Consider the following 12987-nt stretch of genomic DNA (forward strand, 5'->3'; position numbering starts at 1 on the left):
TGAGCATAAGACAGGAGGCATAGGCAATGGACGGAAGAGACTGGGGGACATTTTTGCTTCCTTACGAACAGGCCGTAGAGGAACTTAAGGTTAAGTTTAAAACAATGCGGGCAGAACTTAAAAAACGTGAAGAGTATGCACCTATCGAATTCGTAACCGGTCGCGTCAAGAAAATTTCAAGTATCTTGGATAAAGCCAAACGGCTTTCCGTGCCCATGAATGAAATTGAAACTGGGATTGAGGATATAGCAGGTATTCGGATTATGTGCCAATTTGTGGAGGATATTCGCAGAGTGGCCGAGTATATTCGGGAACGGAAGGATTTGAAAGTTCTTTATGAAAAGGACTACATTACCAATTTCAAGGAAAGCGGTTATCGTAGTTTCCATATGATTATTGAGTATCCTGTCCAGACAGCGCTTGGTCAAAAGCATGTGCTTGCTGAGATCCAGATTCGAACCCTAGCGATGAATTTTTGGGCAACCATTGAGCATTCCTTGAACTACAAATTTAGAGACAACCTGCCTGACATGGTCAGAGAACGACTGAAGAAAACGTCTGAAGCCGCCTTTATCCTGGACAATGAGATGTCTGCAATACGGCTTGAGATTTTGGAAGCACAAAAAACGTTTGAAGATGAGTCCAGTATCATTTCCAAGACACTCGCCATCATTCATCAGTTATACTTCTATCATCTTGTGGATGAGGCAATTGATGCACAAGAGAAATTTAATACGTACTGGCAGGCACACGATATCGAGGCGATTAAGCATTTATCCGGAGAAGTAAAGGAGCTGCTTAATAACGCAAGAAAAAGCAGTGAAACTGATGAGTTCTAAATACCATCCCCTCTATGTCGATTATCTGGTCTATTTTAACCGGGATCAGGACTATTTTGAGTGTCATGAAGTACTTGAGGAATTGTGGCTTGCTGAGGATCGTGAGCCAGTATATAAAGGATTGTTGCAAGTCGCCGTAGGGATGTATCATTATCGGAATCAGAATCTGCGCGGTGCACAGTTAATGCTTACCAGCGCGATTCAGATTCTTGAACCGTATCCCGAGCAGTTCCTGGGTATAGAACTTGGACTCCTTCTCTCATCTTGCCGTGATGCCCTTGAGAAACTGCAGCATTCGGACCAGATTCCAGTACCTTATCAGGATTATACAATCGTGATATGGGATGATGAACTCGAAGAAGCGGTATACCAGAGATCGAAGGAATTAAAACCGAGTATACCTCAGCGGAGAAGCCCGACACGGGGGAAAGTGTACGAGGAACGAATGAAAGCAATGGGTAAAAACGGATTCACATCCTAATCATATAAACCCCCGACTCTTCACTGAGAAAGTGAAAGAAATCGGGGGTTTATATGATTATATATTTGCTTTTGGCAGGATTAACCGGGATGTACTTCGCTAGAAGAAGGAGCACCTTCGGGAGCATATTTATCATCAATAAAGGTTTGGATTTCCTCTATCGATTTCCCTGCTGCACTGAGTTCTACGGTATCTCGTAGTTCTTCTAGACAAATACCGCACTGGGCTCCGTGATCGGTCCAAGTCACTTTACCGTTCTCTTCTAGAGCGATAAAGCAGCGGTAAAGGGAATCATGAGCTGATTCATAATCCATACATCCACAGTAACAGTTGAGCATTTTCAGCTTCTCTTTAACTTGTCCAACAAGAGCATAGGTCGCTTGTGTGTTATCCGTATATTTTGTGAGGAATTCAGGCATTTCAGTGAGAGAGGCACTTGCCTCATACTGTTCGCTTTCTTTGCCATGCATGGTGTGGTCGTGTCCTGCTTCTTTTTGCCCACAGGCACTTAGAGCAAGGCTGCCGAAGATTAGACCGGCGAAGAGGGTTCCATACCATTTGGTTTTCAATTTGCAGCCTCTCCTTTATATTTCGAAAAGAAGGTTCTGATATCTTCTTCCGTATAACCGGTATTCGTACCTTCTTCTTGAATACCGCCAACAAGACGCTCTTTCTGTACACCTTTCTCAAAATAAACAAGGGTTGGTGTGAATTCAATATTGTATTCTCTCCAGCCGCTGTCAAACTCCCTTAGATTAAACTGGGGAAGATCGATACCTAAATCGCCGGCAATCGGCATGAGTTTTGGAGTCGTTGCACGGCAGTGAGGACAATCAGAAGCAAAGAAATATACGAAAAAGTCCTCTTTGTTATCAATTTTCCCTTTGAGTTCTTCTGGAAGGATGATATTCTGATAATTTGGGTCATCTAATATTTCGATTGTTGAGGCACTCAGCTTCGACTGAGGAAGCCCGTATACTTCGTTAATATCTTTGTTATTGATCATATTCATGGTGATAAGTGCGCCGATCAGTATGACAAATGCAGCAATAAAGGCAATAATAGCAGTGTTCGATTTTTTGTTTTTCTTACCGGTATAGCCTGTCTTCGTTTTGGTTTGTGTTTTAGAACTCATTGTTCATCCCCCGTCAATATGATAAATTATGGAACTGGTTTAATGCCCTTCATTATACAACATTACGCATTGTAGTGGAACAGGAATACGGGGATGGATTTATTAAATAAGATACAGACTGCGGGCAGATATTCTAATAACAGAACTGCATGATCGTAATCTTATAGCGTTACAACTGCCTTTACGCTCTACAGACCGTATGTAATCTTTGTATTTTAAGTAATATGAACAATTTGTGAAGTCTTATTTGAAAAATCAGATCCGGAAGGATGGAGGTGGATTTTAGTATGAGTCAGCAAATCAATCAAAAGAAAACGGTGAAAAAGTTGCGCATAGATAAAATTTTAAGTCATATGGGATATGGCACTCGTTCGGAAATTAAGAAAGCAGTAAAGAATGGCTATGTTACGGTGAACGGAAAGCGGATCAAGGACAGCGGGATGCAAGTCGATCCTTATAAAGATATGATTGAAATTGACGGTGAAACGGTGAAGTACAGAGAGTTCATTTATTTAATGCTTCATAAGCCGCCAGGGGTGATATCAGCTACAGAGGATGTAAGGGAAGAAACAGTAATTGATCTTCTCGATCCGGAATACGCATTGTTCCAGCCTTTTCCGGTGGGACGTTTAGACAAGGATACCGAAGGGCTGCTGATTCTCACGAATGATGGACAACTCTCACATAATTTATTGTCTCCGAAGAAGCATGTACCCAAAACATATGAAGCCATTGTCTCAGGGGAGATCGGAGAGAAAGAAATCCATGCTTTTCAGCAGGGCGTAACCCTGGATGATGGATACACAACGAAACCGGCAGTTCTAGAGATTATCTCTGTCGATCTTGATAAAGAGGGAACTACCTCTCGCGTGCTGGTTACGATTCATGAAGGGAAATTCCATCAAGTGAAGCGGATGTTTGAAGCAGTCCAGTCGAAAGTCTTATATTTGAAGCGCATCTCTATGGGAGCTTTGCAGTTAGATTCACTACTTCCGATTGGATCTTATCGTGAACTAACGGAGGAAGAACTGAACATTCTCACCGAGACAGAAATAACAAAATAATAAAGAAATAAGGATGGTTAGCATATGAATTATAAACTGATTGCACTAGACGTAGATGGAACTCTCCTACATGATAACCATGAATTATCGCAAGAGAATAAAGATAGCATTAAGGCAGCGGTCAGCCTCGGGGCTGAGCTGGTGCTTTGCACCGGCAGAGGACCGGTAAGTACGATGCCGATTATGGAAAAAATGGGACTCAGCGGATATGTGATCACACATAACGGAGCCGTTACCGTTGACCTAAAAACGCAGGAAGTTATCGACCAGTTCCCAATGGATGCAGAGGGACTGCAGCCTTATGTAGATTATTGCAGAGAGCATGGCATTCATTTTGATGTCAATACGGCGTTTGGTTTGTATATTGATAAAGCAGATCAAATGACCCCGAAAATGCGCAGTATGTATGATGAAGTTTTTCTTGAACCTATGAACTTGCCGCACTGGTCAGAATTAAGTGAACCGGTTGTGAAATTCTCGGCTTTTGGCGATCTTGAAACGATGAATGAGCTTGAAAAAGAATGGAACACTTGGAACAGCCCATTTTATATGGTCCGCAGCGGCGATTTCTTCCTGGATCTTATGCATAAGGATGCTTCTAAAGGAGAGGCACTGAGACGTCTCGCAGCGAGCAAGGGAATTGCTCGGGAGAATGTTCTGGCTATGGGAAACTACTATAATGATATTACGATGCTAACATTTGCAGGTAAGGGCATCGCGATGGATAATTCTCCTGTTGATGTAAAGGCAGCCGCTGACGAAGTTACCCTGTCTAATAACGAAGATGGAGTTCATCATGCCCTCGAAAAATTTGTAATCGGCGTTAAGTAATATTCTTCCTTGTCCGAGGGTACTACTATGGATATCAGATACTCTTCAAGCAAGAGTGAAATGGTCTACAGGAGGTTAACATAAGATGAGCTATCATATTCGGCTGCGGCCCGATTTGCGAACAGCAAATGGAGAAGTTCAAGATATTTTAATTGAAGACAGGTATGCCGGCACGCTTATTCTTGTCTTCCGGGAAGGCCATCGGCTTGCAGGTAGTGTTCAGCTGGATGCCAAAAGCGTCCCCTTGAAGGCCAAAGAAGAGATTGTTACTTATATCGAGCAATATTTACTGCAATATCGTGATGCGGTAGATGCCGAACATATTGATATTTTGTTAACCTGGGGCGAGGTGGAAAGCGTCCTTGAAGATGAGGAAGGTTACGAGGAAGATACACCGCCGCCTGCATCAGAGTCTATTATTCCTGAGCCATCGCCTCTTTTCCTATATGAAGATGAGAGCGGTGAAATGCAGATTGAGTTGATCTCTGCCGGACGATTCGTGTCTTCCTTTGAACTGCAAAATGGGAAGGGACAGACGATAGCTCATGCGGTTCTAAAGCAGTATGGTACAGATATCCAAGGAAAAGTAGAATGGCTGAAGGAACCGCTGGAGGAGGAACTTGAATCCGCGGAAGAACTTTTAGTTGCCGAGGTGGATGATGGGGAGATTGATACCATTACCATTGAGATGAAATATAAAGATAAAATGATTACCATCCTTGAACTCGTTAGACAAGATCATACCTCTTACACTGCATCAGATGAGGCAGATGGTCCCGATTGGGATGAGGATGGACTAGAACTGCAATCTATCTTAGATCAGGATGAAGAGGAAGCAGAAGAATCCTGCTACGTGAGAATGATTCGTCACGATCAGGAGATTGTATCTTACGATCTATTTCTTCAGGAGCACGGGGGATTACCTGTCGCTTCTGCTACCGTAGATATAAGTGAAGCAGTAGTTTCGGGATATATGGATTTCTATATAGAACCTTCGGAAGAACAGCGACATGACCTTGTCCTGGTCCTTTCCAAAGAAATTGAAAAAGAGGTCGATATAAAACAGCTGCACATTACCATGTTATATCGAAATGTCGTTATTGATGAAATGCTGCTGACTTCGGATGAAGACTAAAAATAAATAAAGCTATAAGTTAAAAGGTATCCTTCTCGGGGTGCCTTTTTCTTATGTATATACAAGGAAACGGACACTTAGCTCTCCTCTGTTTTTATGAAAAGAATGGGGTACCTTCTTTACTAATTTACATAAGCTAAGATATCATGATGAAAGAATTACTTGATAAGATGACTACGAGAAAGGGGCTCTAATATATGCGATTGCTCCAAGCATTATTTTTCCCTCCTGAACAGCCGGGCGGGGTATCCTCCATGATTCCTTATATGCAAGAACGTTTTAGCAGCCCAAGATGGGAGATGGAATTGTTCTCCTTGCCAAAACGGATTCGGAATAAAGGCAGTGAGGAAGTTGTATTTGATACGTTTGATTGGACTCTTTATCAGGACAGTCCTGTGGTCACCAAATACATTCAAACATACCGTGATTACTTATGGTGGGTGAAGCTCCGGCTACATAAATCTTATGATCTTATTCATGCACATCATCCCATTGCCGGACTTGCCATGAAAGAAGCATTTCCTGAGGTTCCTCTTATTCAAACCATTCACTCAAGTTACGAGAGAGAACTCATACTCAACGGAAGAATTAAAGAGGGGGGATTGGAACATCAGTTTCTGACTTCGCTCTATAAAGAATTAGAAGCTAAAGCGGATTGTCTCCTTACGGTTTCTGAATCATTTAAAGACTATTTGAGACCTTATATACAGCATCCTGAGAAGATTGATATTATTCCTAATGGATTTGATGAGAAGCGTTTTAAGCCTGTCCCTCATGAAAATGAAGTGTCTCAGCTTGTCACTGTATGCCGCCTTGTCCCAGCAAAAGGAATTGATACGCTGCTGAGGGCTTGTTATGAGCTCAAAAAGAAAGGGCATGACTATGTCCTTCATATTATTGGGGATGGTCCGATCCGTTCCGAGCTTGAGAAGTTGGCACAGGAGCTTGGCATATATAACGAAACGATATTTTATGGGTACACGCTTCATCCCGAGGAGTTTATGCCGTTCTTTGATATCTTTGTTCTTCCCTCGAGAGCAGAAGCATTCGGTTCGGTATTTGCAGAAGCAGCACTAAGCTCACTTGCACTAGTTGGGACGGATATCGGAGGGATTGCAGAACAAATCGAAGATGGAGTAAATGGACTGCTTGTTCCCGAGAACAACCCTGTTGCGCTTGCTGATGCACTGGAAAAAGTCATTCTTGATCCAGCGTACCGATATGAACTGGCCCGTACGGCAAGTGAGAAGGCAAAATCAGAATACTCGCTCAGCCGTTCTGTTCATTTGCTCAAGAAGCTGTATTTACAGTATGAAGTATGCAGTTAAGAGTTACGATTTGCTGCGAAAGGAACCGAGCGGGCTTTTGATTAGATGAAAAACCCAGACGATCGCAAGCAGCCCGTAAACGGGATATAAGATGGATAGCAAGGAACTGAATCCAAACTGGCTTACTAAATAACAAGTTGTCATGATGAACAAGGTGAGAAGTTTTGGCGACACTTGGATATGCTGACGCACTTGCAGTGTAATTCCATAAATATCGGCAACAAACGTACTGAAAATTTCCATGAAGATAAGAATAACATAGATGATCTGTATGGCGGCTCCCAAAGCGAAGGCAATACTCCCCATTGGAATCTCGAATTGCCGAATTCCAGGCATATAGGCGGAGATCGCGAAGTGGGCCGTCATTAGCATGCAGCCAATCCCAATTCCTCCAATGATTCCTCCATACTTAATAACATTCCTGTCTTTTAGCTGACTGCCAAGAGGGACAAGTATAGCTTGAGCCATAGCTAGGTTAAAGGACGTATACAATAGCGGAGACAACCAAGTGGCAAACATGCTGCGGTCGTATTCCAAGCGGATGAAATTAAAAGCTGATGGATGATGAATCGTATTGATGAGAATCATGAGCGATAACAGAAGCATGAAAGGTACAATGATACTATTCAATTGCAAAATAGCTTTAATTCCTCTTCCAAGCAGTATATAAGTACCGATGAGGGTGATGAGAAGACCTGTTTGATAGGATAGATGAAGATTTTCTACGAAGACAGAACCTGCACCTGCAAGGATTACACTATTGACCCCGATTAGTACAAATAAAGTAAAAAAACTAATCCATTTCCCTGCTTTTTTGCCAAAAAGCTCCGCGTTTAAATCCTCATATGAATTCGCTCCGGTATCATGCGCGATCAGCATCATTTTCGTACCCAGCCATACAAATAGCAGGCTCGACAAGACAATGGTAAGACTGGCCCATTTTCCATACTCCGTAAAAAAGTGTAAGATTTCTTGGCCTGTGGCAAAGCCAGCTCCGACAATTGTGCCAATATAAGTGAATGCAACCTGTAAGACCTTGAAACCCTGTCTCATGCGTATCCTCCTTGTCCGATCTGTATAACAACAGCTTATAGTCGTCCTAAAAAATAACTACTCGTACAAGGTATGCTCTTGTCCATCTGGACATGACAAAGAGTAAGATTAGGAAAGTGTAAGGTAGATATAGTTACATACCAATGGAAGAAATAAACTTTCATATTGAAAGCCACCCATATTTTATGATACTTTTACGTCATAGGATGGGCTGGGAGGTCATAACATTGGAAGTACTAAAACAAAAAATCAGAGAACAGGGCGTTGTTATTTCAGATCAGGTTCTGAAGCTTGATGCATTACTGAATCACCAGATTGATCCTGCACTAACCATGCAGATGGGCCGGGAGTTTGCGGCAAAATTTAGTGAAGATGGAGTCACACGTATCGTTACCGTTGAATCATCAGGAATTCCGGTTGCTTTTGCTGCTGCTGTGGAAATGGGGGTGCCTCTTGTTTTTGCTAGAAGAAAGAAAACATTGCTGGCCGACCCGGATGCATATTGTGAGCGTGTACCTTCGTTTACGAAGGGGATTGTAACGGATATTATGGTATCGCGCGAGTTTCTTGGTCCAGAGGATCGGGTTCTATTTATCGATGATATTATCGCAAATGGGGATGCAGCCAAGGGTGTCATTAAAATTATCGAGCGCTCTGGAGCAGAACTCGTCGGATTTGGAGTTGTGGTTGAGAAGTGTTTCCAATCGGGTGCGAGCACCCTTCGTGAACAAGGGGTTAGAGTAGAATCACTTGCGAAGATCAAGTCGCTGTCTGATGGCAAAGTCCACTTTGTTTAATCTTTTGTAAACCTCATTTTCTTTTTTGATTTATATGCCGATTGCCTAATTTTGTTTAAATGCCTTTGCATCGCGTTTCGTATGGATTATAATATAAATAGGTTAGGGAGAGGAGGCAACACCCATGGGGAAAGAACCAAACGAACAGTATTTCCTTGATAAGTTAGCGCAGTCCAAAGTTCATTTTGAGCGTGCCCTTGATTGTAAGCATACGGAGTTTGATGACCTTTATCCCTATATGCTTGAACATCCACAGTTCTTCTGGTATAAAAGGTATGTTGCTTGGTCTGAACTTCTCACTATTGTAAACCTGTGTGAAGAATTGTCCTTCTCATGGAAAGATGAATTTACACCTCACCAGGTCGAATATGTTGAACAGCGTGTGATGTCGGCGAAGGTGCTTGATTTCTGGTTCGAGAAGAACGACAGTAAAGAGCATGCTTCACGTTGATTTTTCTAGTGATTAGCCTTAAAGACCTAAATGCATGCATTTAGGTCTTTTTTTGCATGTTAGAAGAGACAAGCTGCGAAGAACGCAGCAGCTGTAAGGAGGGGGATTAATAATGATAACAGATGAACGATTAAATGAACTCCGTGAGTCGGGTGAACGTGTTCGTGTCGTAAGAGACAATTTGGAAGTTAACGATGTGGTGGGTATCATCGTGGCTTGGAGTGATGAACAAATTATGGTTCGGAAACGCAATCGGCGTATTGTAAAATTAGATCGGAATTATCTGATTCAGCTGGAAAGTGAGCCAAGACAGAGTCCTACAGACATATAACTTGCACGATACCCCCGTTCTTATTCTTATCCTTTTTCATAGAAAGGGCATAAGAGAGAGAACGGTTTTTTTATTATATTTATGTATTTATCCCACCAAGGTAAACTCTCATTCTTGAGTATAATTCGTTTTTATACTGAGATAAGGGAAAAACAACGCGCATTTCTTCTCCTCTTATTTTGGCATCTGCCCATAATCCTTCCTTATTCGATCTGATATTCGTAATCCGTATATCCTTTCGGGCAAACTCCATTTGTATTTCTGACAATAGTAAAGTGACACGCTCTATTCCACTGGACAGCACTTCTCTATAAAGAATCGGAGTTCGAAGGACCGGATGGTTTGTTAATACCTGCAGATCGCGGCAAAAAATGCGGTCAACGAGCAATAACTGCAAATAGCTGTAAATCAGGTTTTGTTCTTCATATGATGCGTCTGCCTTCAAGTGAATCTCCCCTTCCCGTCATAAGAACTTATGTTCTTATTTTATGCTGTCTTCAGCAAATTAATCAATGAATCATTTACTAAATATAAGAAATTAGATTTCTATAAAACTCCACATATTTTTTTGGATCTAAACCAATAATGTATATATCCTCAATAATAAGAAAAATTTCACATCAGAAGGAGGGGGAAACATGGCAACTCGAAAACAAAAACGAAGACAACTTAAGAAAAAAGTGCTGACTTCTTTTCGGTGGGGGAGTCTCGGTTTAATCGTATGGTGTATAGCGTTAAATATAATGATATCTGCCACGATAGGAGCGGTTCCGGTTCATGCTGAGCCTGTGAAGAAAATGGTTATCATCATTGATGACCTTGGTAATGGGATGAAAGGTACGGATGAAATGCTGAATATGCCGACAACAATAAATGTGGCGATCATGCCTTTCTTGCCGACAACGAAAAAAGATGCAGAACTTGCTCATCAAAAGGGCATTGATGTGCTTGTTCATATGCCTATGGAACCACGTAAAGGAAAAAAAGAATGGTTAGGTCCGGGCGCAATTACGACGGATTTGTCCGATGAAGAGATTCGCAAAAGAGTGAATGCAGCCATTGATGAGGTTCCTTATGCAGTTGCGATGAACAATCATATGGGATCTAAAGTCACTTCGGATCGGCGCATCATGTCCATTGTGCTGGATGTATGTAAAGAAAGAGGACTCTTTTTTGTGGATAGTAAAACCGATCCTCATTCGGTTGTGGCCGAACTTGCCGCAGAAAGGGGCATGCCGCCCGTAGAAAATGATATCTTTCTGGATGATAATTACACCATTAGCCATATATCAAGGCAGATGAGACTTGCTGAAGAGAAGTTAAAGCAACAAGATATCTGTGTAACGATTGGGCATGTCGGAGTGCCAGGGCTTATGACGGCAGGCATAATCAGAGATGCCCTTCCCCGATTAACGGGGAAGGTCGAACTAATCAGCATCAGTGATATGGTGAAACAAGTATGGAACTGGAATCCAAATCCTACAGTACCGACAAATAATAAATAATGCCTGCACTGATAGCTTCGGCTATTTTCTTTTGTCCACGGCTTGAGCGAAGCATCTCCCGATCTTGTAAGTTACTGATGAAACCGGCCTCAACGATAACGGCTGGTTTCTTTACATAATTGAGTAAATAAAAAGGTTTACCCCATTCTACCTGGCGATCCGTCTGATACATCGTATTCAGTGAACTTTGAATCGATTCAGCAAGCATATAACTTTTCCCTTCCCGCTGATGAAGGACGACTGGACCGTGTGATTTTTCCTTTTTGCTCCAGTTGATATGAATACTGACAATAATCTCGGAAGGAAGCTCTTCACTCAGTGCTTTTCGTTGTGCCAAGTCTTTTAAATGTCTTGAACGGCTTTTAAGCCAAGTATTGTCATCGCTGAGTGCGTAATCTCCATTTCGATTCAGTACGACAGCATAACCTTTTGATTTGAGCATTAAATACATTTTTTGAGAGATCGCAAGATTAATGTTTTTTTCAAGTAAATCATCAGCAGACGTTCCTCCGTCAATCCCCCCATGTCCTGCATCAATAATGATAACGGGGTGACGAAATGCAGCATGCGATACGTGATCATCATCCTTTTGTAAGACAGCAGGCGTTGCTGCTCCGTTCACAGATCCGATAAGGAAAAGAAAAAGTACAGAAAAACACATTATAATTCGTCTGGGCATCTAAACTAAACCTTCCTTCCCGTATATTGCTTCTCATTTCAAACTCTTTACCATAGGCTGTACAAATTTCAATGTTTCATTCAGTTGTAAAAATAGAAATGTTTATTTATTTCGTTTCCGTACACACTAAGAATAAGAACTTCAGGTTATAAGGGAGTGAATGAACATGGCTAAAGGAAATGATTTAATTAGATATATAACCGAGCAAGTGGTTGATTATATGGAAAAGCCGAAAGAGGAGCGTAAATCCCAAAGAAAGAGAAAAGAACCTTGGCAGACAAAATGGTTTGGGATGCTTCCGCTTGGAGTTTCCATGTGGGCAAGAGATAAGAAACAAGATCACAAAAAAAAGAATCAGAATACAGCATCTGATTCTTGAGTTCAAAAGCCTTATTCCAAATACATGAAGGGATAGGGCTTATTTTATGTTTTCATAAAATTCTCCATTTTCAATCAGTCTGTTCACGGGAATATACCTAATCAGGGATTGATCTGTGCCAATACGAACGTAAGAGACTTTAGTTGCACCAGGACTGGTCCATGTTGTATATCCTGAGATGGAAAGTGGTCCGCTGAACCACATATTGAAATCAGAAGAACGAAAGATGAGCTGTTTTGACGTATCTAACTCTCTTAGAAGCAGAAGGTCAGATGCGATAGGTAACGAGTTTGAAACCCGCCACTTCAAATTCTCCGAAGAATCAAACAGGGGAGAGGTTTGTTGTATTTTTTGAATGGTATGGCTAGTCCCAATTGAATCGGAACGGTCATCTACAATAAGCGGCTTAGCGAGCCTTTCAGGGTTGTCAGGAAGCACATCGCCATTACTGGCGTCTACATAGGTCTTTTTCGCTTCTTTTTCTATCACCCAATAGGGTAATCCCCCTGTATACTCCATTACATAAAGACTTGAATGTACCGAACTCTGTTCTTGGCGAGAAAGATGACCCAGAGAATATAACAATTCGGGATCGAAAACGGAGGAAGTTCCTACCCCATATTCAGTGACTAGATATTTGATCTCTGAAGCCTTCGTTTCTTCTATAGATGATTGTTCTGCTGTAATGATGAGGTATCCTACGATCTCTTTTCCTTGATAAACATGCACAAGAAAACTGTGCGTTCCGGGACCAAGCGGCATAATATGAAGACTTGAGTTAATAAAGTCAGCAAATTCGCTCGTTTGTGAAAGCTCTTTTATGGTATGCTCTGCAACCTGAAAGACGGGGGCAGGAGCGGTATTAAGATGATAAATAGAGCTTTGACCAGCATAGGATGGAGTATGGCAAGCGAAAGAAAACAATAAGGCACACAACAGGCTCAGCATATATTTTTTTCGTTTCAAGGAAAGGACACCT

Annotated in this window: 17 protein-coding genes; 11 read left to right on the forward strand and 6 right to left on the reverse strand. The window is 41.8% G+C overall.

Going from position 1 to position 12987, the window contains the following annotated elements:
* The first annotated feature begins 26 nt into the window (after positions 1–26).
* Positions 27–839, forward strand: a complete 813-nt coding sequence (gene yjbM, locus GQY27_RS08070) for a GTP diphosphokinase (protein WP_160033046.1) — start codon at positions 27–29, stop codon at positions 837–839.
* The gene (locus GQY27_RS08075) at positions 829–1320 is read left to right on the forward strand and encodes a DUF309 domain-containing protein (RefSeq protein ID WP_160033048.1); all 492 of its coding nucleotides are present in this window, start codon (positions 829–831) and stop codon (positions 1318–1320) included. Before yjbM ends, GQY27_RS08075 begins: the two co-directional genes overlap by 11 nt.
* A gap of 80 nt (positions 1321–1400) precedes the next feature.
* On the opposite strand, the gene GQY27_RS08080 is transcribed toward GQY27_RS08075, so the two are convergent.
* Both GQY27_RS08080 and GQY27_RS08085 read right to left on the reverse strand, forming a co-directional pair.
* Complete coding sequence (locus GQY27_RS08080) at positions 1401–1889, reverse strand: PCYCGC motif-containing (lipo)protein (protein ID WP_160033050.1); 489 nt, start codon at positions 1887–1889, stop codon at positions 1401–1403.
* Positions 1886–2455, reverse strand: a complete 570-nt coding sequence (locus tag GQY27_RS08085; RefSeq protein WP_160033052.1) for a thioredoxin family protein — start codon at positions 2453–2455, stop codon at positions 1886–1888. Before GQY27_RS08085 ends, GQY27_RS08080 begins: the two co-directional genes overlap by 4 nt.
* 287 nt (positions 2456–2742) lie before the next feature.
* Between GQY27_RS08085 and GQY27_RS08090 the strand changes: the two genes are divergently transcribed.
* From GQY27_RS08090 to GQY27_RS08105, 4 genes are all read left to right on the forward strand, one after another.
* Positions 2743–3519, forward strand: a complete 777-nt coding sequence (locus GQY27_RS08090) for a pseudouridine synthase (RefSeq protein WP_160033054.1) — start codon at positions 2743–2745, stop codon at positions 3517–3519.
* Positions 3520–3543: 24 nt separating this feature from the next.
* On the forward strand, positions 3544–4350 hold the full coding sequence (locus tag GQY27_RS08095; protein ID WP_160033056.1) for a Cof-type HAD-IIB family hydrolase: 807 nt from the start codon (positions 3544–3546) through the stop codon (positions 4348–4350).
* Between the two features lie 85 nt (positions 4351–4435).
* The gene (locus tag GQY27_RS08100) at positions 4436–5485 is read left to right on the forward strand and encodes a hypothetical protein (protein ID WP_160033058.1); all 1050 of its coding nucleotides are present in this window, start codon (positions 4436–4438) and stop codon (positions 5483–5485) included.
* Between the two features lie 197 nt (positions 5486–5682).
* Entirely contained in the window at positions 5683–6813 is a 1131-nt protein-coding gene (locus GQY27_RS08105; protein ID WP_160033060.1) for a glycosyltransferase family 4 protein, read from the forward strand.
* A gap of 3 nt (positions 6814–6816) precedes the next feature.
* On the opposite strand, the gene GQY27_RS08110 is transcribed toward GQY27_RS08105, so the two are convergent.
* Positions 6817–7866 carry a YkvI family membrane protein gene (locus tag GQY27_RS08110; RefSeq protein ID WP_160033062.1) on the reverse strand — a complete coding sequence of 350 codons (1050 nt, stop codon included), beginning with the start codon at positions 7864–7866 and terminating at the stop codon, positions 6817–6819.
* 227 nt (positions 7867–8093) lie between these two features.
* Here GQY27_RS08110 and GQY27_RS08115 point away from each other — a divergent pair, with 227 nt between their 5' ends.
* From GQY27_RS08115 to GQY27_RS08125, 3 genes are all read left to right on the forward strand, one after another.
* Positions 8094–8663: a xanthine phosphoribosyltransferase gene (locus GQY27_RS08115; protein WP_160033064.1), complete on the forward strand. Its 570-nt coding sequence runs from the start codon at positions 8094–8096 to the stop codon at positions 8661–8663.
* Between the two features lie 124 nt (positions 8664–8787).
* Positions 8788–9114: a hypothetical protein gene (locus GQY27_RS08120; protein ID WP_160033066.1), complete on the forward strand. Its 327-nt coding sequence runs from the start codon at positions 8788–8790 to the stop codon at positions 9112–9114.
* Positions 9115–9226: 112 nt separating this feature from the next.
* Positions 9227–9445 (forward strand): hypothetical protein, encoded by a 219-nt coding sequence (locus tag GQY27_RS08125; RefSeq protein ID WP_160033068.1) that lies wholly within the window; start codon positions 9227–9229, stop codon positions 9443–9445.
* A 79-nt stretch (positions 9446–9524) separates the two neighbouring features.
* On the opposite strand, the gene GQY27_RS08130 is transcribed toward GQY27_RS08125, so the two are convergent.
* A complete protein-coding gene (locus GQY27_RS08130) occupies positions 9525–9890 on the reverse strand; it encodes a YhjD family protein (RefSeq protein ID WP_160033070.1) in 366 nt (121 codons plus the stop codon).
* A gap of 193 nt (positions 9891–10083) precedes the next feature.
* On the opposite strand from GQY27_RS08130, the gene GQY27_RS08135 reads away from it, so the two are divergent.
* Positions 10084–10950: a divergent polysaccharide deacetylase family protein gene (locus tag GQY27_RS08135; RefSeq protein ID WP_160033072.1), complete on the forward strand. Its 867-nt coding sequence runs from the start codon at positions 10084–10086 to the stop codon at positions 10948–10950.
* Here GQY27_RS08135 and GQY27_RS08140 read toward each other — a convergent pair.
* Positions 10925–11629 (reverse strand): N-acetylmuramoyl-L-alanine amidase family protein, encoded by a 705-nt coding sequence (locus GQY27_RS08140; RefSeq protein WP_160033074.1) that lies wholly within the window; start codon positions 11627–11629, stop codon positions 10925–10927. The genes GQY27_RS08135 and GQY27_RS08140 overlap by 26 nt on opposite strands.
* 166 nt (positions 11630–11795) lie before the next feature.
* On the opposite strand from GQY27_RS08140, the gene GQY27_RS08145 reads away from it, so the two are divergent.
* A complete protein-coding gene (locus GQY27_RS08145) occupies positions 11796–12008 on the forward strand; it encodes a YqzE family protein (RefSeq protein ID WP_160033076.1) in 213 nt (70 codons plus the stop codon).
* A 39-nt stretch (positions 12009–12047) separates the two neighbouring features.
* On the opposite strand, the gene GQY27_RS08150 is transcribed toward GQY27_RS08145, so the two are convergent.
* The gene (locus tag GQY27_RS08150; RefSeq protein WP_160033078.1) at positions 12048–12974 is read right to left on the reverse strand and encodes a hypothetical protein; all 927 of its coding nucleotides are present in this window, start codon (positions 12972–12974) and stop codon (positions 12048–12050) included.
* Between the last annotated feature and the right edge of the window lie 13 nt (positions 12975–12987).

This window comes from Paenibacillus sp. An7, assembly GCF_009870785.1.
GTDB lineage: Bacteria > Bacillota > Bacilli > Paenibacillales > Paenibacillaceae > Paenibacillus.

Coding starts and splice junctions, on each gene's coding strand:
- GQY27_RS08100 (WP_160033058.1), top strand. CDS start 4,436: ATGAGCTATCATATTCGGCTGCGGCCCGATTTGCGAACAGCAAATGGA.
- yjbM (WP_160033046.1), top strand. CDS start 27: ATGGACGGAAGAGACTGGGGGACATTTTTGCTTCCTTACGAACAGGCC.
- GQY27_RS08090 (WP_160033054.1), top strand. CDS start 2,743: ATGAGTCAGCAAATCAATCAAAAGAAAACGGTGAAAAAGTTGCGCATA.
- GQY27_RS08145 (WP_160033076.1), top strand. CDS start 11,796: ATGGCTAAAGGAAATGATTTAATTAGATATATAACCGAGCAAGTGGTT.
- GQY27_RS08140 (WP_160033074.1), bottom strand. CDS start 11,629: ATGCCCAGACGAATTATAATGTGTTTTTCTGTACTTTTTCTTTTCCTT.
- GQY27_RS08135 (WP_160033072.1), top strand. CDS start 10,084: ATGGCAACTCGAAAACAAAAACGAAGACAACTTAAGAAAAAAGTGCTG.
- GQY27_RS08075 (WP_160033048.1), top strand. CDS start 829: ATGAGTTCTAAATACCATCCCCTCTATGTCGATTATCTGGTCTATTTT.
- GQY27_RS08110 (WP_160033062.1), bottom strand. CDS start 7,866: ATGAGACAGGGTTTCAAGGTCTTACAGGTTGCATTCACTTATATTGGC.
- GQY27_RS08125 (WP_160033068.1), top strand. CDS start 9,227: ATGATAACAGATGAACGATTAAATGAACTCCGTGAGTCGGGTGAACGT.
- GQY27_RS08085 (WP_160033052.1), bottom strand. CDS start 2,455: ATGAGTTCTAAAACACAAACCAAAACGAAGACAGGCTATACCGGTAAG.
- GQY27_RS08095 (WP_160033056.1), top strand. CDS start 3,544: ATGAATTATAAACTGATTGCACTAGACGTAGATGGAACTCTCCTACAT.
- GQY27_RS08105 (WP_160033060.1), top strand. CDS start 5,683: ATGCGATTGCTCCAAGCATTATTTTTCCCTCCTGAACAGCCGGGCGGG.
- GQY27_RS08120 (WP_160033066.1), top strand. CDS start 8,788: ATGGGGAAAGAACCAAACGAACAGTATTTCCTTGATAAGTTAGCGCAG.